At 66.5% G+C, this 18,853-nt stretch carries 14 protein-coding genes; 2 read left to right on the top strand and 12 right to left on the bottom strand.

Annotated elements, in window-relative coordinates; all coding sequences use genetic code 11:
- Positions 1-59: 59 nt before the first annotated feature.
- Together P5F91_RS26955 and P5F91_RS26950 are read left to right on the top strand one after the other, a co-directional pair.
- Positions 60-1,031, top strand: coding sequence for a hypothetical protein (locus P5F91_RS26955; RefSeq protein WP_277908751.1), 972 nt, complete (start codon positions 60-62; stop codon positions 1,029-1,031).
- Between the two features lie 73 nt (positions 1,032-1,104).
- Positions 1,105-1,521 (top strand): hypothetical protein, encoded by a 417-nt coding sequence (locus P5F91_RS26950; RefSeq protein WP_145610266.1) that lies wholly within the window; start codon positions 1,105-1,107, stop codon positions 1,519-1,521.
- Positions 1,522-1,533: 12 nt separating this feature from the next.
- On the opposite strand, the gene P5F91_RS26945 is transcribed toward P5F91_RS26950, so the two are convergent.
- The 12 genes from P5F91_RS26945 to P5F91_RS26890 form a co-directional block, all read right to left on the bottom strand.
- On the bottom strand, positions 1,534-1,779 hold the full coding sequence (locus tag P5F91_RS26945; protein ID WP_277908749.1) for a hypothetical protein: 246 nt from the start codon (positions 1,777-1,779) through the stop codon (positions 1,534-1,536).
- A 27-nt stretch (positions 1,780-1,806) separates the two neighbouring features.
- On the bottom strand, positions 1,807-3,249 hold the full coding sequence (locus P5F91_RS26940) for a hypothetical protein (protein ID WP_145610264.1): 1,443 nt from the start codon (positions 3,247-3,249) through the stop codon (positions 1,807-1,809).
- Positions 3,250-3,309: 60 nt separating this feature from the next.
- A complete protein-coding gene (locus P5F91_RS26935; RefSeq protein ID WP_277908748.1) occupies positions 3,310-4,734 on the bottom strand; it encodes a hypothetical protein in 1,425 nt (474 codons plus the stop codon).
- Positions 4,731-5,930, bottom strand: a complete 1,200-nt coding sequence (locus P5F91_RS26930; protein WP_145610262.1) for a glycosyltransferase — start codon at positions 5,928-5,930, stop codon at positions 4,731-4,733. The genes P5F91_RS26935 and P5F91_RS26930 overlap by 4 nt, the downstream gene beginning before the upstream one ends.
- Before the next feature lie 171 nt (positions 5,931-6,101).
- Complete coding sequence (locus tag P5F91_RS26925; protein ID WP_277908747.1) at positions 6,102-7,613, bottom strand: undecaprenyl-phosphate glucose phosphotransferase; 1,512 nt, start codon at positions 7,611-7,613, stop codon at positions 6,102-6,104.
- 183 nt (positions 7,614-7,796) lie between these two features.
- A complete protein-coding gene (locus tag P5F91_RS26920) occupies positions 7,797-9,059 on the bottom strand; it encodes a glycosyltransferase (protein WP_277908746.1) in 1,263 nt (420 codons plus the stop codon).
- Positions 9,049-10,320, bottom strand: a complete 1,272-nt coding sequence (locus P5F91_RS26915) for a glycosyltransferase (RefSeq protein WP_277908745.1) — start codon at positions 10,318-10,320, stop codon at positions 9,049-9,051. Before P5F91_RS26915 ends, P5F91_RS26920 begins: the two co-directional genes overlap by 11 nt.
- An 87-nt stretch (positions 10,321-10,407) precedes the next feature.
- Entirely contained in the window at positions 10,408-12,699 is a 2,292-nt protein-coding gene (locus P5F91_RS26910; RefSeq protein ID WP_277908744.1) for a GumC family protein, read from the bottom strand.
- On the bottom strand, positions 12,699-13,376 hold the full coding sequence (locus P5F91_RS26905; protein WP_277908743.1) for a polysaccharide biosynthesis/export family protein: 678 nt from the start codon (positions 13,374-13,376) through the stop codon (positions 12,699-12,701). The genes P5F91_RS26910 and P5F91_RS26905 overlap by 1 nt, the downstream gene beginning before the upstream one ends.
- A 195-nt stretch (positions 13,377-13,571) precedes the next feature.
- Complete coding sequence (locus P5F91_RS26900; RefSeq protein ID WP_186454689.1) at positions 13,572-14,888, bottom strand: outer membrane beta-barrel protein; 1,317 nt, start codon at positions 14,886-14,888, stop codon at positions 13,572-13,574.
- A 187-nt stretch (positions 14,889-15,075) separates the two neighbouring features.
- Complete coding sequence (locus P5F91_RS26895) at positions 15,076-16,539, bottom strand: mannose-1-phosphate guanylyltransferase/mannose-6-phosphate isomerase (RefSeq protein WP_145610255.1); 1,464 nt, start codon at positions 16,537-16,539, stop codon at positions 15,076-15,078.
- A 263-nt stretch (positions 16,540-16,802) separates the two neighbouring features.
- Positions 16,803-18,803 carry a sulfatase-like hydrolase/transferase gene (locus P5F91_RS26890; protein WP_145610254.1) on the bottom strand — a complete coding sequence of 667 codons (2,001 nt, stop codon included), beginning with the start codon at positions 18,801-18,803 and terminating at the stop codon, positions 16,803-16,805.
- Positions 18,804-18,853 lie beyond the last annotated feature (50 nt).

The raw sequence follows: 18,853 nt of genomic DNA, 5'->3' as shown, positions 1-18,853 counted from the left end.
AGGTTGACAAGAACAAACAAAGAACATACAGTGCTCTTCCAGCAACAGGGAGAGCGAACATGGATGGTTGGCAGCGTCGATACCGCCTGAGCAACGGCCCCGGCGGCCTGGGCCTCAGCTGCACGGACGGGGGCCTGGCCCTGGCCGGCGTGCCCCTGCTGGCCAAGGGCGCCGGCGGCTACCAGGTCCGCCCGGCGGCCGAGGTGGCGGTTTTGCTCAAGCGCGCCTATCCCGGCGCGGAGCCGGGCGCCGCCATCCTGCCCGGCCTCACGAGGATCGCCGACGCGCTGAACCGGGGCGATTTGGCCCAGGCCATGATCCGCGCTGTGCGCCTGCGCCTGCCCGACCTGGACTGGGACGCCGCCGTCCGCCTAGCGCGGGCCAACGACAACCTGGTGAAGTACAGCCCGGATCAGCCTCGGGATTGGCATGGACGCTGGGCAAGTGGGGGCGGCGGGGAAACGCAGGCGAAGTCCCCTCGCGACGGGTTGGCTGTAAGCGTCAGTTATCAGCCGCAGGCGCAAGGCGCGAAGAAAAAAGGGGGAGTTATCCCTGTAATGGCGTCAACGATACCGAGCCCAAAAGAAGCGGAGAGGATCTTCAATGAGCAAATAAGGGATTTGCGTGAGAAAGGTATTTTACCAACTCAGAATAAAATTATGGGTAATTTATTTCCGGACTTTGTGTTTCAGCCGGTCTATGCAGTTTTGTATCTAGATGACAGTGTGCACAAATTTGCGACATTAAAAGAAGCGCAAAGAGATGCAGCCAAATATCCTGAAGAAAGAAGAATTGTTGGTGGTAATACAAACGGGAACCGTAGTGAAATCTATATGACGGCAGCAGGGGAATCAGAAATTCCTGGACTAGGATCGACGTCACGCGAACAGACAATGAGATTTGTAATTATGCATGAATGGGGGCACCACAGCCAAGGAGGAGGGTGCACGTCTCCGGATGCTAATGAAAGGGAGATCTGCGCAGATGATTTCTCACTCCATCATCAGGGGACTGAAAATGGGCATCGGTAGGCTGGTTAAGAGTGGATGGATATGCCGCACCCTGTCCGTTCTTTCATGTTCTGCGCTGTTATGCCTTTTCCTCATGTTGAAGTTCGCTCCGATGTCATTTTATGGAGAAGATACGGAGCGTTCCGCGCTGGCGGCTCTCATGAATTACCTCGCAACGGGCAGGGAAATGACGGGGGAATATTATTTCTCCATCAATAGATCGGATCCAAGTGATGAGATTTTCGATGAAATGAGAAATAAATACCCCAGGGCAATTATTCATAAATTCAGCGAAAGCGAAGGGTATGAATTTTGTTTCGGGATGTATATTGACGATGGCCATGAACCAAATTGCGCGCCACACCCATTGATGCATGCCGACTTCATAGCGATGCCATTGTGGCATATCGCGCTGGTTTCGGCTGGCGTGACGGGCTGTGGCGGCCAGTTCTGGGTTCTCAACGCGTTCGGCCGATGGATCGTGCTCACCGGATGGGTCGGATGTGTGTAAGGGGCCCAAGCTCTATATGACCAGCGACAGCCCGGTTTCCTGCGTCATGGCGAGGCGCCGGTCGCCTACCTGGGCCGACAGGGCATAGGCTGCCCGCATCATGGCGGCCGCGGCCCGCCGTTCCGACGGGCTGGGGGCCAAGTCGATGGCCCCGCCGGCGATCTCGAACGGCGACAGGGTTGCGGCAGCCACGGTGGTGGGCACCTCGCTGGGAGAGTCGGGGTCGGTGGGGGAGGGGGCGTCGGGCCAGAGGTCCATGGTCGGTGCTCCCTCTTTCGGGTCGAATCAGTGCAGGGCCGCCAGGGGCGGGATGGTGGGCGGGGCGGGCGGCAGGGCCGCAGCCGGCAGGATCACGGGCGGCTCCAGCGGGGCGGGGACGGGAGCCTCCGCCGCGCGCTTGGCCCGGGCGTGCAGCACGCTGCAGGCGCCGATCAGGAACAGCACGGTCCAGGTCTTGGGGCTGACATAGGCGCCGGACGCCTGGCCGAGCACCGCCCAGGACAGCCAGCACATCAGCACGGCGCGCACGCCCAGGGCGCGCAGCCAGCCGCTGATGGCCAGGATCATGACGATGCCGCCGCACAGGCCCAGATAGACCCAGTGCAGGAAGAAGTAGTTGATCAGCACCTCGTTGGGCTCTGGGATGTTCCACAGCGGGCTGAAGGCGCCGGAGCGCAGGAAGACGTCGGCGATGTTGTCGCTGACCAGCTGCTCCCCCGTCAGGCCAACGCCCAGGATGGGGTGGTGCTTCACCACGTCCACCGCCACCAGGAAGGGCCCAATGACGCGGTAGAAAAAGCTCTCGTCGTTGCCAGAGGCGATCTCGTGCAGGCGGTTGGCGTAGACCGTGCTGCCCACGATGGCGAAGGCGGCTATGGCCAGGATGCCCACCGCCGCCAGCTTCAGGATGCGGGTGGTGGTGGACTGGCTGGCATCGTCACTGGGCCCCAGTTCGTGCAGCGCCAGCAGCAGCACCAGCAGCAGCAGCGTGGGGCCTGGCATGGCCACCATGGCCGCGGCCGTCATGGCCAGATAGCCCAGGCGCTTGTACTTCCAGTCACTGGTCAGCAGCCAGGAAAAGGCGAACAGGGTGTAGGCGAAGGTGACGGCCGATGGCTCTGTCGTGAACAGCTTGGGTCGCACGCGGCCGTACAGCATCTCGTCCCGGATGTCGGACTCGTAGATGCCCTGGTGATAGATCGCCAGGCGGACCGCGTCGCTGATGCGGTTCAGGCCGGCATAGCTTTCCAGCAGGGTGCCGATGACGATGGTGATGATGAATACCAGCATCAGGCGCGAGAACGCCGCCGCCCCCGCCTCGACCACCGTCAGGAACAGGGCGTAGGAGATGACCAGGGAATACATCATCTGCAGCAGGCCCGTGGTGCGCTTGGACAGCAAATCCAGGCCCGGCGCGTAAAGGATGGAGGCCAGCAGCAGCAAGGTCACGCCCAGGAAGGCCGCCAGCCCGGTGGGGGAGATGCGATGCCGCCGGCGCCACAACAGGACGACACCGGCCATGCCGGCGATGGCGGCGGGGAAGGGCACGTTGGGCGTGATCTGGATGGAAAAGCCGGTGTAGATGCCCAGCAGGAACACCACCAGCAGGACCCAGTCGGTGCGGGCCATGCCCGGTCCGGGCGCGTCCACCCCCCCGTCCAGGCTCCAGGATCGCTGCGGCGCCCATGCGCCGATATCAGGGGCCGTCCACTGGGTCACAAGGGTCATCACTCTGCCTCAGGGCTTGGTGGCTATGGTGTAAGGGCCGATCTTTTCCAGATGCGCCGGCTAGGGACGATGTCGGGGCCGGCCGTTGCCGCCGATGGCGACCAGCGTGCCCGGCGGATAGGGCCGGGGCGGCGGGGGCGGGGCCGGGATGGGCGCGGATGGCGCCGTCTTACGCTTGTGGGCCTCGGCGTGCAGGATGCTGCAGGCCGCGATCAGCATCAGCACGGTCCAGGTCTTGGGGCTGACATAGGCGCCGGACGCCTGGCCCAGGATGGCCCAGCCCAGCCAGCACAGGGCCAGGGCGTGAACGCCCAGGCTGCGCAGCCAGCCGGTGATGGCCAGTATCAGCACCACGCCGCCGCAGATGCCCAGGTATACCCAGTGCAGCCAGAAGTAATTGGTCATCACCTCCTGCGGATCCGGGATGGCCCACAGCGGGGAGAAGGATCCCGAACGCAGGAAGACCGTGGCGATGCTGTCGGCGATCATCTGCTCGCCCGTCAGGCCGATGCCCAGAATGGGGTGGTTCTTCAACACCTCCACCGTCACCAGGAAGGGGCCGATGACGCGGTAGAAGAAGCTTTCGTCATCGCCGTTGGCGATATTATCCAGACGGGCGGAATAGACGGAGCTGGCGATGACGGCGAAGGCGATCAGGGCCAGGGCGGCGATGGCGCCGATCTTGATGAGGCGCACGCTCAGCAGGGTGGGCGCGTGCTCCTCCCCCTTGGGCACCATCTCATGCAGGCCCAGCAGCAGCAGCATCAGCAGCAAGGTGGGTCCAGGCATGGCGACCATGGCCGCCGCCATCATGGCGAGATAGCCGAAGCGCTTGTATTTCCAGGTGCTGGTCAGCAGCCAGCAGAACGAGAACAAGGTATAGGAGAAGGTGACGGCCGATGGTTCCGAGGTGAACAGCTTGGGCCGCACCTTGCCGTACAGCAGCTCGTCCCGGATGTCGGCGTCATAGACGCCGGAGGTGTAGATTTTCTGTCGCACGGCGTCGCTGATGGCGGCCAGGCCGGCATAGGTCTCCAGCAGGGTGCCGACGATGATGGTCAGGATGAAGACCAGCATCAGCCGGCAAAAGGCGCCCGGCCCCGCCTCCACCACCGTCAGGAACAGGGCGTAGGAGATGGACAGCGAATAGATCATCTGCAGCAGGCCGGTGGTGCGCTTGGACAAGAGGTCCAGCCCCGGCGCGTACAGGATGGATGCCAGCAGCAGCAAGGTCACGCCCAAGAAGGCGGCCAGGCCGGCGGGCGAGATGCGGTGCCGCCGGCGCCACAGCAGGATGACCCCGGTGATGCCGGAAATGGCGGCGGGAAAGGGGACGTTGGGGGTGATCTGGATGGCGAAGCCGGTGTAGATGCCCAGCAGGAATCCCACCAGCAGCACCCAATCCACCACCCCCAGCGGCTGGCGTTGCGCGGCGCTGTCTTGGGGAACGGCGCCATATCCCGCCCATTCTGTCCAGGTCGTCATGCCGCGTTGATGGCCGTCAGCAACTGCGGCCCCCTGCTGGTCCAGTGGAAGCTGTCACGGCAGGCGCGATAGGCCGCGTCCTGCAGATTGTTCAGGCGGTCCAGATCGTCGATGGACTGGACCACGCCCATGGCCAGGTCCTCATGCCCCGGGTACAGCAGGATGCTTTCCTCCTGCTCCAGCGGCACGCCGGCCACCGAGCCCTTCAGGGCCAGGATGGGCAGGCGGTTGAAAACATAGTCCAGCACCTTCAGCTTGAATCCGCCGCCGTTGCGCTCCGGAACCAGAGCGATGCGGGCCGCGTCCATATGGCGGCGCACGTCGTCCACCGTGCCGGTGAAGCGGGTGGCCAGGACGCGCTTGCGCATGCTGGCCAGGAAGGTGGCATCGCCGCTGCCCACCACCTCCAGCTCCACGCCGTTGGCGGCGAAGATGGCGTCGGCCACGCTGATGAACTCTTCCAGGTTCATGCGCTTGGCGATCCAGTCGAAGCTGCCGACGATGACGGCGCGGCGGGGTAGGTCGCGGCTGATGGGCTTCTTCTCACGCTCCGTCGCGCGATAACCCGGGGTCACCACGGCCATGGCCTTGTCGGGCCAGCGCTCGCGATAAAGGTCGGCGTCGTCGGGGGTGATGGCGGTGATCAGGTCCGCCTCTTTCACGATGGCGCGTTCCAGATGCGTCACCTTGGCGGCGTCGAAGCGCATCGCCTGGTGCTTCAGCAGGTTGGATTGGTTTTGCGCCAGCTGGGCGCGCAACGATTCCTCGTGGTTGTGCGACACGTAAACCAGCTTGGGCCGGTTGTGGCGGTCGGGGTAGCGGCGCAGGAAGTCCGCCAGCGCCCACCCCGACCCCACGCCGTCCAGCACCACACTGTCCCACGATTCCGTCGCCAGCAGGCGGCGCAGCCGGGCATGCATGTCCGGCGTGCCGCAGCGGTGGGCGATGTTGGGCAGGGGGGACCGCAGGCTGCTCCAGCGCGAGCGGGGCTTATGCTCTGCCAGGTGCCAGGCGATGGCGCCGGCGCCGGGCGTCTCGCGCGCGCCATCGGCGCGCTTGCCGTCCGGCCGGCTCAGCCCCAGCACCGCCATGTCGGCGCCCGCTTGTGCCAGGCTGCCGATCAGCCCCCCGGAATAGATGAACTGTCCGTTGTGGGGCGGGTCGGGGTCGGCCAGCGTGATCCAGAGGCAGCGCATGGGCTACGGTCCCTTCTGTGGTGGTCTGCCGCCGGCACCCTCAGGCGCCGGGCGCCGCCATCCGGCGGCTTGGCTTGTCCTCAGTTTCCAGTCCACCGCGTTCCCCGGAAACTTCCGGCGGCCGCAGTCGCGTCCTACAACGGCAAGAGGCACAGCCTCTTGCCGTTGGCGTCAGTAGGCGTTCTTGGTGAAGATGCTGCTGGTGATGGTGCGGGCGATGATTTTCAGGTCGCCCAGCACGGTCCAGGTCTCGATGTAGCGGAGGTCGTGCTCCACCCGCTTCACGATGTGTTCCACGGTGCTGGTCTCGCCCCGCCAGCCGCTGACCTGGGCCAGGCCGGTGATGCCGGGCTTCATGCGGTGGCGGCTGTCGTAATGGGCGACGGCGTCGCGGTACAGCAGGCCGCCCGCCTTGGCCGACTGGGCGTGGGGGCGGGGGCCGACGATGGACATCTCGCCCCGCAGCACGTTGATGAACTGCGGCAGCTCATCCAGGCTGGTGCGGCGCAGGATGCGGCCCAGGCGGGTGATGCGGGGGTCGTTGCGCTGCGCCAGCTTCTCGGCGTTCGCATCCGCCATGTGGTGGTACATGGAGCGGAACTTGTACACCTCGATCAGCTGGTTGTTGTAGCCGTGGCGCTTCTGCTTGAAGAGGATGGGGCCCTTGCTCTCCAGTTTGATGGCCACGGCGATGGCCAGCATGATGGGCGAGATCATGACCAGGATGATGGCGGCCAGCACCCGGTCCTCGACCGTCTTGGCGATGGCCCGCCAACCGGTCAGCGGATGGCTCAGCAGCTCCAGCACCGGCGGCTCATCGCCGGCACCTTCGCGCCATCCGCCCGCTTGGCGGTGGATTTCCACTTGGTCCAGGCTGATGCCCACGTCCACCGGCGCCAGGCTCAGCTTGGCCAGGGCCGCGCCCAGGGCGTGATTGTCGTCCGACAGCGGCATGGCCAGGATCACCCGGTCCACCCGGCCCTCGCGGATTTCAGTCAGCAGGTCGTCCAAACCGCCGCGGATGGGGTAGCCGACGCAGAAGCGCGCGTGGCCGGCGCGGTTGTCGTCATAGACGCCCACCACGTGGCGGTCGTCACGCGGGTTGGCGCGATACCGGCGCAGCAGGCGCTGGCCCTCCGGCCCCGTGCCGACGATGGCCACGGCCTGGGTCAGGCGCCCGGCGCGCTGGCAGGTACCCACGGTCAGGCAGGTCGCCAGGCGCCCCGCCACCAGGGCCCCCAGCGCCAGCAGCGACCAGATGGCCAGCCAGCTGGTCATGGGTGGGTCGAAGGCGCCCAGCAGGTACAGCAGCGCGACCAAGCTGCCGGCCGTGGCAGCCCAGGCCAGGGCCAGGGGCAGCAGTCCATCGGCCGGCTTGTACAGGCGGTTCAGCTGCCGCGCGCCGGTCCAGCGCAGGGCATACATGCCCAGCGCCAGGCCGATGATCAGCACCAGGCCGAACAGGGGGCGGGCGACGGTGCCGTCCGCGAGGGCGGAGGCGGCCAGGCCGGTGGCAAGGATGGCCAGGGCGTCGATGGCGGCGACGGTGCCGGTGATTACTTGCGGCGCCAGGGGGCGGCCATTGCGCAGGCGGTGGGTCTCGGCCGCGGGAACGGCTACCGCCTGGGTCTCCCGCAGCGTGACGAGGGGGGTGGAAAGGGCTTCGGACAGGGCTGGGGGCATGGGTTGGGTTCCTGAATGCGGCGACCGGTGGCCACGGCCGCCCACGCAGGTGCGACGGTCTGGCCAAGGGTGGCTGATCAACAGCCGAGTTCGCCTAAATCAGGCCACGCCTGAATCAAGAAGTCCTGTGACCAAGCTGGGACCTGTTCGCACTTGCGGCAAATGATTCCGGATATACTCCGATCAGGGAGTGCCCATGAGGCTGGAAAATATTTCGGAAGCGAAGTTCTGTGGACTCTGATGGCGGATATAGTTGGCTGCCGCTTCTTGATCGAAATAGCTACGGGTGTCGCTTTCCGATATATATTCTATTCCTTTGGAGAGAACTTCGCTATCGGTCGTATCCAGCGCGAGACCTAACCTATGGGTTCGGGCCAGGCAGCCCAGCAGGCCCAAATCCTGCGTCAGCACCGGCTTGCCCGCCTGCGCCGCCCACAGCAACACGCCGCTGGATCCCACGAAGCGCTGGTAGGGGGCCAGCACGACCGACGCCTCCTTGATCAGGGCGTTGATCTCACCGCTGGTCAGGCGGCGGTCCTCCAGGTGGATCCACAGCTCGGGCTGTTCCTGGATCACCTTTTTCAGGGCGGCGTACACCCGGTCGCGCAAGGCGGGATCCACCTTGCCGGCGATCATGACGCCCACCTTGGCCGCCGCTTCCGCCGGTAGCTGGCACAGCGCGTCCAGCAGGGACAGCACGCCCTTGCGCTCGCTTAAGAATCCGAACAGCAGCAAGGTGACGCGATCGGTGGGCATGCTGTCGGCCAGCGTCCGTTCCTCCGCCGTCTCGTTCACGAAGGGATGGACGGGGTCGACCACGGTGCGCACCTTCCCCCCCTGGCCGTAGTGGTCGTGGGCGTATGTCGGGAAGTACGGGTCCAGCGTCAGGACGCGGTGGACCGCGGAATTGCGCAGCATGAGGGGGTAGAGCAGGGCCTTGCGCGCGTCACGCAGCCACTCCTTAAGGTTCGGCTCATAGCTGCCCAGGGCGCGGTAGTGGACGGACGGCCGAAACAGGATGCCGCACAGGCGGCGGCCCCGCGCGCCCAAGGACAACGCCAGGGGCAGGGTCAAATGGTCCAGCGACAGGAAGTGCCCGGCTTCGGACCCCGTGCGCTCCAGATAGCGGCGCATGACCCACCAGCGGGCGAATCCGCGCACCGGCAGCAGGGGGTGGCGGCACAGCGCCTGCTCCGACGGTTCCAGCGCCAGGACCTGCACGCGGTCGTGGCGACTGGCGGCGCCATCGGCCGCCAGCTCGTCATACAGTTCGCGCGCCACGACGAAGGTGACGCGGTAGTCCCGCTTGTCCGCGGCGGCGAAGTGCATCAGGTGCTTCAGCCATTCGCAGGGGTGGCCCTCCGCGTCCGGCTCGAAGATGACGAAGGAGCGGGGGCCGTCGGCCAGGGGTTTGGCCTGGGCCCCTGCTGGGGACTTACTTGGCATAGAGCGCATCCAATCGCCGGACCAATCCCCCCAGGACATGGGACCGGGAATAGTGCTGTTCCACGAAACGCCGGCCCCGGGCCCCCAGTTCCCGGCGCAGGCCCGCATCCCGCACCAGGCGCAGCACGGCCTCGGTGAAGGCCGCGGTGTCATGGGGCGGCACGCAGATGAAGGCGCCGCTGCGTTCCCGCAGGTGCCACAGGGGGCTGTGCGGGTTGGCCGTGGTGACGAAGGGACGTCCCACCGCCATGATGTTGAAGATCTTGGACGGGATGGCGAAGGCGGCGGCCTCCGGCTCCTGCGGCACCAGGTGGATGTCGCCCTCGGTCAGGCCCTGGCGCAGCTGGTCCGGCGGCAGCAGGCCGGTGACGCGGACCCGGCGCAGCGCGCGGGCGGCGATCTCCTCCTCCAGGGTGGCGCGCATGGCGCCGCTGCCCCGCAGGATGATCTCCACATCGTCGGTCTGGCGCTGCAACTCCTCCGCCATGGACAGGACCTGGCCCAGGCCCTGCTTCAGGCCGAAGTTGCCGCTGTACAGCAGCCGCGCGGCGATCTTGGGCGCCGGGATGATGGCCGGTGCGTCGTTGGCCGGCACCTTGGGCGCGTCGGGGTACAGGCGGTCGGTGTCGACCCAGATGGGCACGACCTCGATGTCCTGCGTCACGCCCAAGTCCCGCAGCTGCTCGGCCATGTGGTCCGTCAACACGACGATCAGGTCCACCCGGTTCAGCACGGTGCGCTCGCACCAGCGCATCGCCTTCACCAGGCCGCCGCTGGACACCATGTTCAGTCCCTGGGCCATGCCGGACTGGATGTCGTGGATGATGGCGACGTGCCGGCCGTCGCGCTGGCGGACCAGGCAGCCCAGCGCGACGGTAAGGATGGAAGGACAGAGGCTGATGACCAGGGGCTTGGGCTTGAGCCGGCCCGAGGCTCGGGCCCAAAGCCCCGCCAGCAGGAAGCTGGCCTCGGCCAGGATGCGCGCCTTGGCCGACCCCTTGCGGGGGATCATGGCCCGCAGGCGTTCCACGCGCACCCCGTTCAGCACCTCGTGACCGCCCTTGAAGTCCTTGTACTGGGTGAAGACCTCGTTGCCCGGGTAATAGGGCAGGCCGGTGAACACCGTGGTCTCGCAGCCCAGCCGCGTCAGCCATTCCGCCAGGTCGGCGCACTGCGGGGCAGAGCCGATGAGTTCCGGCGGATAGGCGCGGGTCAAAAGGGCCGCCTGGGGGGAGGGGACGGAGGAAGGAGGAAGATCCATCCCCTTTACCCCCTCTGGCGGCAAGTCACGCAGGGCCTCTGGCTCCATGGGGCTATCCTTAACCGAAATGGCCTTGACCGGAGTGGCTCAGCCGAAGTGATCGGCCAGGGGGCGGGCGTAATCGTAGTTCAGCGGGCCATAGCCGTACTGGCGGTAGCGGCGCGGATCGACCCGGGACATGATCACGCCGGTCAGGTCGCACTGCACCTCCACCAGCTGGCGCAGGGCCTGCAGAGCGGCGTTGCGGCGCGTATGGTCCCAGCGCACGGTGAACAGCACCTTGTCCACCATCCGCGACATGGCCAGCACCTCGGCCCCCACCAGCACCGGCGCCGTGTCGATCAGCACCAGGTCATAGTTCTTGGCGAAGGTCTGCAGCAGAACCCGCATCCGGTCGGACGTCAGCATGCGGGTGTCCTTGGACGTCCAGTGGCCGGCGGTGATCAGCTCCAGCCCCGACAGGGTGTCGTGATGGATGCAGTCGTCCAGCACCACACTGTCATCGGTCAGCAGCGAAGCCAGGCCGTGCTTGTTCGACACGTTGAACAGCTTGTGCTGCGAGGGTGAGCGCCAGTCGCAATCCACGATCAGGATGCGCCGGCCGTGGCTGGCCAGCAGGCGGCCCAGGGCGGCGATGATGACGCTCTTGCCTTCGCCGGGCGCGGCGGAGGACAGCAGCACCGTGCGGGGGCTGTACTCCATCTCCGACAATTCCAGCGCGATGTGGATTTTGCGCAGGGTTTCGGCGAAGGGGGACACCGGCTCGCGCAGCACCTGGGCGGTGGGCGACTTGCCCTTCACCTCCGGCACCAGGGCCACGACCGGGATGCCCGTGGCGCTTTCGATCTGGCTGCTCTGGCGGAAGGTCTGGTCGGCCTCCTCCATCAGCAGCGCGATCAGCATGCCGGCCACGGCGCCAACCAGGGTGCCCAGCAGCAGGATCAGGGCCTTGGGCGGATAGCTGGCGGACACCGGCGGGGTGGCGCGGGAGATGACGCGGGCGTCGGGCGCCTCCAGCTGCTGGCGGCCGATCAGGCGCTTCTCCTCCGTCAGCATGGTTTCCAGCAGGTGCCGGTTGACGGCGGCGTCGCGCTCCATCGCCTCCAGATGGATGGCGTTCTGGTTGTCGGAGCCCAGGGAGCCTTTGGCCTCGTTGAAGTCGCGCAGCACGGCCTGGTAGCGGGCGTTGGCCGTGCGGGCCACGTTCTGCAGGCCGTTGATGATGCCCTGCATCTCCGCCTTGATCTTGCGCTGGGCGTCGGCGATCTGCGCCTTGGCGTCGGTGACCTGCGGATGCTTGTCGCCGTAGGTGGCGGACAGCTGGGCCAGCCGCTGCTCGGCGGCGGCCTGCTGCTGCTTCAGCGACTGGATCAGCGGGTTGTTCAACACTTCCGGCACGCTGTCGCCGGTGATGCCCTGGCGCATCAGGTTCTGGGCGTCGCTCAGGTGCGCCTCGGCGTCGGCCTTGGCGGTCTGGGCGGTGATCAGCTGGGTGTTCAGCTCCGTCAGGCGCTGGCCCATGATGCCGGTGCCGTTCTGCTGATCATACAGGCCGTACTGCTTGCGGTAGTCCTCGATGGCCTTCTCGCTGTCCTCGACCTGTTTGCGCAGGTCGGCGATGCGGCCCTCCATGTACTCCTCGACCCGGCTGGCGGTGCCGACCTTCACGTCGCGCTGTTCCGCCAGGTAGGCGTCGGCGACGGCGTTGGCGACCAGCGAGGCGGTTTCCGGATCGCGGGTGGTGGCGGATATCTTCAGGACGTCCGAACGGCCGACCGTGGCGATGTCCAGCTTGGACAGCAGGATGTCGACCGTGCGGTTGTTGATCATGGCGGCCGTGCGCGCCTGCTGTTCCGGCGTTTCCGGCGGCTTGGCCTTGGGCTTGGTCAACCATTCCGCCACGCTGGTGGGCAGCAGCCGGGCCCAGGCGGGGATCTGCGGCGCCGCCGTCTTGGCGTCCGGATTGAACTCCGGATCGTCGTTCAGGTGCAGCCGGTCGACCACCTTCTGGGCCAGTTCGCGCGACTGGGCCACCAGCCCCTCGCTCTGCACCCGCTCGGCGTTGAAGGTCATGGACGCCATGGTGGGGCCGATGCCTTCCAGCGAGGGCTGGGGCACGCCTACCAGCACCCGGGATTCCGAGGTGTAGCGCGATGGCATGCTCCAGCCGACGATGCCGGCCAGCAGGGCCGTGCCGACGGTGCAGGCCAGCACCAGGCGCCGGTGCGCCCAGATCTTGCGGTAGGTGTCCAGCACGTCCCGCTGCTGTTGCTGCGGCGGGGGCATGTAGACGGGGCGGGGGGCCGGCGGGGCGGCGGTGAGGCGCCGGGGGAGGATGGGACCACCACCCAGGGCGCGGGGCTGCTCGGGCAAAGTCATCAGAAATAGCGCTCCCGGACTGTGATGACGTCGCCGGGTTGGACCGGCGTCGTCGGTTCGGCGTCGACCTGGGTTTTGCTGCCGTCCTTGGCGGTGCGCTGCAGACGGAAGTCGTCGTCACGGGCGCGGTAGGTGAACCCGCCGGCCAGCGCGACGGCGTTCAGGACCGTCATGCCGGAGACGTAGGCGTAGCTGCCGGGGGTCTTGACCTCGCCCAGGATGTAGAAGGGCCGGTAGCTCAGCACTTCCACGCTCACGTGGGGGTTCTTGATGTAGTTGGGCGACAGGCTGCCTTCCAGCGCCTTGCCCAACTGGCCCGCCGTCAGCGAGCCGGCGTGCACCTGGCCCACCAGGGGGAAGGACAGGGTGCCGGTGCCATCGACGGCGTATTCGCCGGACAAATCCTGCTGGCCGAACACGGTGATGCGCACCCGGTCGCCCGGGCCCAGCTGATAGTCGGCGGCGGCGACGCCACCCCCCACGCTGGGGCCGGCGGGCGCGCCGGGCTGGGATGCCGGGTCGTTGCTGGCGACGGCACCCCCAGCGGTGGCGTTGGGCGCCGGCGGCTGACCGGCGTTCTGAGCGTAAGCCGCGTAGGGAAGCGCTAGGGCCCCGGCCACGACGGCCAGGACGGCCAGCCGGGACGGGGATTTGCGGGGGAGGCGGGAAGGCAGCATTCCGGCACCTTCTGCTTGATCGGAGGCGGCCCGGCCGCCTAGGCGCCGGGGTCTCGTTTGTGGGTCTGGTGGTGACGGCCCGTTTTTCGTGGGGCTCACACGATAGTTTTATCAAAAGTGGGGGGCGGCGGTTGTGATCAAACGGGGGCCGCCCCCGCCTGCGCTGTGATCACGATGGATACAGCCAGTATTTCCTTACAGATGAAGGGTTAAGCCAACCAAAATGTTGTGGTCGGCGTACCCGATTCCGGTGCCATTAGACGACCGGATTTGGTAATTGTAGCGGACGTTGATGGCGGTCATTTGGTTCATCATGTATTTCGCGCCAAGACCAACGCCATAGACATCATCTGTTCGGCCTATATTTTGAAAATCGTCAGCCTCATGGCTTAGCTGCAGGTGAAGGATGAGGTTACGCAGCAATTCATGATCGGCGGCCACGGTTTCCTTGGTGGCGAAATAGCCGGCCGCCCCGACGACGATGGTTTCATCGATGTCGCGGGTGATCTCGCCGGTCACGGTCGTCAGCGGCGTCACGTTCCAGGTGACCTTGGCGCCGCCGGTGGGGGCGGAGAAGGTGCCCAGGCGGACATCGTCATAATCCTGTGACCGATATCCGGCGAACAGGTCGATGGAGGTGATGCCCGTCAGGTTGTACTTGCCGCCGACCAGGACGGTGTAGCCGTTGGAATTGCGGTTGAACCCGCTCATGTCCGATGTGCTGTCGTAGCTGCGGGTATTGTAGGCGCCCTTCACATACAGCTCATACAGGCCTTGGATGGTGTAGCCGGTGCGGACGCTGACCTCGTTCTCATCATGGTTCTGGCGTTCCCACAGGATGGTGCGGCCGTCGAAGGTCTGGGCGTTGGCGAAGTCGTAGCGGTTGTAGCTGTCGCCCAGCTCGACGAACAGGTTGCCGAATTCCTTGTGCCCGACCACGTTGGCCGAGGCCTGGTTGTATTCGGTCGGGTCGGCCTGGCCGACGATGTTGTTGGGCGAGGTACGGGGAAGGTGCCACAGGCTGTAGTCGGCGCCGCCGGCGATCCATGCATCGTGGTAGACCTCCAGCCGGCCGTCCGCCCCGATGTCATAGTTGGCGTAGTTCTCGCGGCTGTGCTGGGCGTACCAGTCGATGTCGCCGCTGGCATGCAGGTTCAGCTGGTGCACGTTCCAGTTGGACTTCAACTCCAGCTTGGGCTGCAGCACCGTGATCAGGTCGCTGGTGTCATGCCCCTGCGTCGCATAGATGTTGCTGTCGAAGACCTCGTCCAGCGTGACGCTGGGATAGAGGATGAAGCCACCCATCCGGATGCCCGGCGGATCGAATTCGGGGTGCTGCCGGGTGGCCACCGTGTCGTCCGGCGACGTCTCCGTCTGGGCGTTGGCCGGGACGGCGGCCAGACCGCCGGTCAGCGCCAGCCCGGCGGCGGCCAGCAACAAGCGCCGTTTCAGGCCGCCGGCTTCCGTCGTCTCCGCGGCGGGGTGAAGCCGGGCGAGAGGGCGATCGTACATCACCCTCCCGAACGACGGGATGGCATGGCGTCGATGGTATTCAGGCATCGGATTTGACCTCGGGCTTGGCGCGTTGCCCTTGCGGGACCGCGTCTTGGTTTAAAAACGGGTTGCCCCCCGTTCCCCGCCCGTTTCCGCGTCAATTGGCTCCCTCTCCCGGGTTGGGTCCCGGAAAATGGGGCCGCGCTCACGCGCGGCCGTAGGTATCGGACAGACGCACGATGTCGTCTTCGCCCAGATAGGCGCCAGATTGCACTTCAATCAGGTGCAGGGGCAGTTTGCCGGGGTTCTCCAGGCGGTGCTCCATGCCGATGGGGATGTGAACGGACTCGTTCTCCCGCACCAGGCGGTTTTCGCCGTCGCGCTGCACCAGCGCGGTGCCCTGGACGACGATCCAATGTTCCGCGCGGTGGTGGTGCTTCTGCAGGCTGAGGCGCGCACCGGGTTTCACCATGATGCGCTTGACCTGGAAGCGGTAGCCGATGTCCACGGCGCGGTAGTAGCCCCACGGCCGGTAGACCGTGGTGTGGTGGGTTTCCTCCGACCGGTTGCGGCGGCGCAACTGCTCCACCACCTTGCCCACGTTCTTGGCGTGGGCGGCGTCGGCGACCAGCACGGCGTCATCCGTGGCGACAATCACCAGATCCTCCACGCCGATGGCGGCCACCAGGCGGCCGTCGGAGTGGACGTAGCTGTTCTTCACGTCCTGCAGGATGACGTCGCCCTGCTCGACATTGCCGGCATCGTCCTTGTGGCTGACATCCCACAGGGATCGCCAGGACCCGACGTCGCACCAGGCCATTTCCACCGGGATGACGGCGGCCTTGTCGGTGTGCTCCATGACCGCGTGGTCGATGGACAGGGACGCGGCGGCAGTGAAGCAGGCCTCATCCAGGCGGAAGAAGCCATTGTCCTCCTTGCCGGCGGCAATGGCCTCGCGCACGGCGGTCACCATGTCCGGCTGCAGGCGCTCCAGCTCGGCGATGTACTGGCGGGCCGACATCAGGAAGATGCCGCTGTTCCACAGGTAGTTGCCGCTGGCGAGATAGCGCTCCGCCGTCTCCGCGTTGGGCTTCTCGGCGAAATGCTCGACGGCGCGCACGCCATCCACGCCCGCCAGCGGGGCGCCGGTGCGGATGTAGCCGTAGCCCGTCTCCGGCTTGTCGGGCACGACACCGAAGGTGACCAGGTGGCCGGCCTGCGCCGCCGGCACGCCCTTGGCCACAGCCAGGTAGAAGTCGGGTAGCGAGCCGATCAGATGGTCACAGGGCTGAGCCAGCATCAGGGCGTCGGGATCGCGGTCCATCAGCCATAGGGCGACGGCGGCGATGGCGGGCGCCGTGTTGCGGGCGGCGCTCTCCAGGATGATGGTCTGCGGTTCGATCCCCATGCCGTGCAATTGCTCGTGGATCATGAACCGGTGTTCCTCGTTGCAGATGACAACGGGGTCGGCGAAGCCGGCGTCACCCAGGCTGCGCGCCGCCGTCTCCTGCAACAGGGTCCGGTCCGAGGTCAGGGCCAGGAATTGCTTGGGATGGATCGCCCGGGAGAGGGGCCACAGCCGGGTGCCGGCGCCGCCGGACAGAAGAACCGGATGGATTTGCGTGGTCCGCAGGGCTCGGGTGGACACGCGCTCCGTCACGTCATGCATTTTATGACCGCTCCGCTTCAGGGTGGGAACCTTTGCAGATGACGCTACGGGGCAGGCTGAACTGGGGCCAGTGACCAAGCCGTGGCCGGGGGATTCTCAAGGAGAACCAGGACCACCAGGCGCATCCGGATACCGCCTTTACGCCTAGGAAGGGTAGGACGGTGGTGCTCGCTTTCAAGGGCGGGTGCGTCACGCTGGCACAGATGCGGCAACGCCGCCCGTTTGGGGGCGGCGTTGCACGTTATGGGCGATGTTGTGGGGGATCAGGGCGCCAGGGGCGGCAGGTCCCGCGCCTCCAGCCGGGCGAGCAGCTCGGCCAGGCTGTCGGCCTCCGCCTGCACGGCGGCGCGGGTGGTCCAGCCGGGCAGGTCATGGCGTGCGGTGGGCGGCGACGCCCTCACCTGCACCAGGTTGACGCTCTCGTTCGGGTCGTGCCGCAGGTCGTACATTTCCCATTCCTGGGGCATGCGCCCGTCCGGATCGTGATAGCGGGACAGCTTGAAGTCCGGGGTGCGCACGCAGCGGACATGATTGGGCTGCCGCACCGGCCCCGGTGTCAGGCCCGGCACGGGACCTTTGCCGTGAGACCCTTCGCGCACGGCGGCCACCGTGGCGTCGAACACGGCGAACTGGGCGTAGGAGGCCGTCTCGTGCGGATCGCCAATGGGCGGCAGCGGCTTGGTGATCTCATCGTCGGTGATGAACAGCACGCCCCGGCGCGGCAGGCCGTTGGGTTCCGTCACCACATCGGTTTCCCCGCGGATCAAGGGGGCGAGGTCGGCGCCGGGCAGGGGTGGGACAGGCCCGCGGACCGCCGCCAGCTGCCGGGCGGCCTCATCCTGGTCCGCCCCGGCCAGGCCCAGGATGGTGGGCAGGATGTCGATATGGCTGGTCACCTGGTCCAACTGCCGCAGGCCACCCGGCACGCGATATGTGGACGGCGGAAACTGCACCACGACGGGAACGTGCAACGCCTCCTGATAGGCGGTGTGCCATTTCTCGATCATCATGCCGTGGGCGGCGGCATATTCGCCGTGGTCGGCCAGGAAGACGACGATGGTGTTTTCCGCCAGGCCCGATTCCTCCAGCGTGCGCAGCACGCGGTCGATCTGCGCATCCACCACGGCGTGCAGATAGGCATACAGCTGGATGAAATCCCGGGCCGAGGTCGTGGGGTTGTCGGCCAGCTGGAAGGGGATGCAGCTTTTCAGCGTGACCGCCACGGCCGCGTCCATCTTGTCCGTCGGCACGGCGCCGCCCGCGCCCGTGCCCACCTTGGCCGAGAGGGCCAGGCCCATCTTGTAAGCATAGTCATACTGGCAGGACGGCTTGGCCGACAAATCCTCATCCAGCGTGGGCGGATTGTGGGCGCAGGCTTGTGGGAAGCCCAGGGGGTTCAGGGCGACCTTCAGGGTGCCGCCGGTGGGCGGGGGCGTGCGGTCGCCCTGCAGGGGCACAGTCAAGGGGCCGAAGACAGACTGGGTGGCACCCACCGTCAGGCCATTGGGCAGGGTGACGGGCGTGCCGGTGTCGGACGGTAGGGCCTGGGCGATCACCGCCGGGTATGTCGCGATGTCATGGGGGTTGGCGAAGGACGCGACGGCGAACCAGGGGCGCGCCTTGGACAGGTCCGGTGGCGTCGCGTCGGGCGCCTTGTCGCTCTTGACGGCGGCGGCGCGGTCATAGTTCAGCCCCAGGGCCTTGCGCCGCAGGAAGGTGCAGACACTGTCGGCGAAGCCGATGTCGCGGTACAGGCCCAGGTTGTTGGGCGAGGCGCCGTGCGGCTCGGGGTAGGATTCTTCCCAATCATCGAAGCCATAGGCCTGCAGGCTGTGGTCCGGCGGGTTGCTGACGTGCCACTTGCCGAAATAATGGGTGCTGTAGCCGGCGGCCCGCATCCAGCTGCCCAGGGTGGGAATACCATCCGGCGCCAGCCACGGGAAGTTGGCGGCGTCACCGTTCTTGAACAAGCCGTCGGTTTGCGTCACGCCGGTGCGGGTGCCGTACTGGCCGGTATAGATCGTGGCGCGGCTGGGGGTGCAGGCGCTGGCGGCGATGGTGTGGTTGCGCAGCACGACGGCGTTATGGCGGAGGCGCAACAGGCCGGGGAAGAAGGGGGCATAGGGATTGTGGGCATCCACGGTGCCCTGGAATCCAAGGATCTGCTTCAGCGCTTCAGCGAAGCCGCCTTCAGGTCCGTAAGAGAAGCGCGGAAAGCGATACTGGTCGGTGGTGACCAGCAGGATGTTGGGGTTCGTGCTCATGGCGATACGTCCCTCCCGTGTCGGACGCCGCCCGGAGCGTGGTTGTCACG

The organism is Nitrospirillum amazonense (assembly GCF_029594735.1).
Lineage (GTDB): Bacteria > Pseudomonadota > Alphaproteobacteria > Azospirillales > Azospirillaceae > Nitrospirillum > Nitrospirillum amazonense.
The sequence above is the reverse complement of the archived record's forward strand: the minus strand, read 5'-3'. Positions and strand labels throughout refer to the sequence as shown.

Bases quoted from the DNA above. Each gene is read 5' to 3' on its own strand.
- P5F91_RS26920 (WP_277908746.1), bottom strand. From the start codon at position 9,059: ATGCCAAGTAAGTCCCCAGCAGGGGCCCAGGCCAAACCCCTGGCCGAC.
- P5F91_RS26930 (WP_145610262.1), bottom strand. From the start codon at position 5,930: ATGCGCTGCCTCTGGATCACGCTGGCCGACCCCGACCCGCCCCACAAC.
- P5F91_RS26940 (WP_145610264.1), bottom strand. From the start codon at position 3,249: ATGACCCTTGTGACCCAGTGGACGGCCCCTGATATCGGCGCATGGGCG.
- P5F91_RS26915 (WP_277908745.1), bottom strand. From the start codon at position 10,320: ATGGATCTTCCTCCTTCCTCCGTCCCCTCCCCCCAGGCGGCCCTTTTG.
- P5F91_RS26905 (WP_277908743.1), bottom strand. From the start codon at position 13,376: ATGCTGCCTTCCCGCCTCCCCCGCAAATCCCCGTCCCGGCTGGCCGTC.
- P5F91_RS26910 (WP_277908744.1), bottom strand. From the start codon at position 12,699: ATGACTTTGCCCGAGCAGCCCCGCGCCCTGGGTGGTGGTCCCATCCTC.
- P5F91_RS26890 (WP_145610254.1), bottom strand. From the start codon at position 18,803: ATGAGCACGAACCCCAACATCCTGCTGGTCACCACCGACCAGTATCGC.
- P5F91_RS26945 (WP_277908749.1), bottom strand. From the start codon at position 1,779: ATGGACCTCTGGCCCGACGCCCCCTCCCCCACCGACCCCGACTCTCCC.
- P5F91_RS26955 (WP_277908751.1), top strand. From the start codon at position 60: ATGGATGGTTGGCAGCGTCGATACCGCCTGAGCAACGGCCCCGGCGGC.
- P5F91_RS26895 (WP_145610255.1), bottom strand. From the start codon at position 16,539: ATGCATGACGTGACGGAGCGCGTGTCCACCCGAGCCCTGCGGACCACG.
- P5F91_RS26925 (WP_277908747.1), bottom strand. From the start codon at position 7,613: ATGCCCCCAGCCCTGTCCGAAGCCCTTTCCACCCCCCTCGTCACGCTG.
- P5F91_RS26900 (WP_186454689.1), bottom strand. From the start codon at position 14,888: ATGTACGATCGCCCTCTCGCCCGGCTTCACCCCGCCGCGGAGACGACG.
- P5F91_RS26935 (WP_277908748.1), bottom strand. From the start codon at position 4,734: ATGACGACCTGGACAGAATGGGCGGGATATGGCGCCGTTCCCCAAGAC.
- P5F91_RS26950 (WP_145610266.1), top strand. From the start codon at position 1,105: ATGTTGAAGTTCGCTCCGATGTCATTTTATGGAGAAGATACGGAGCGT.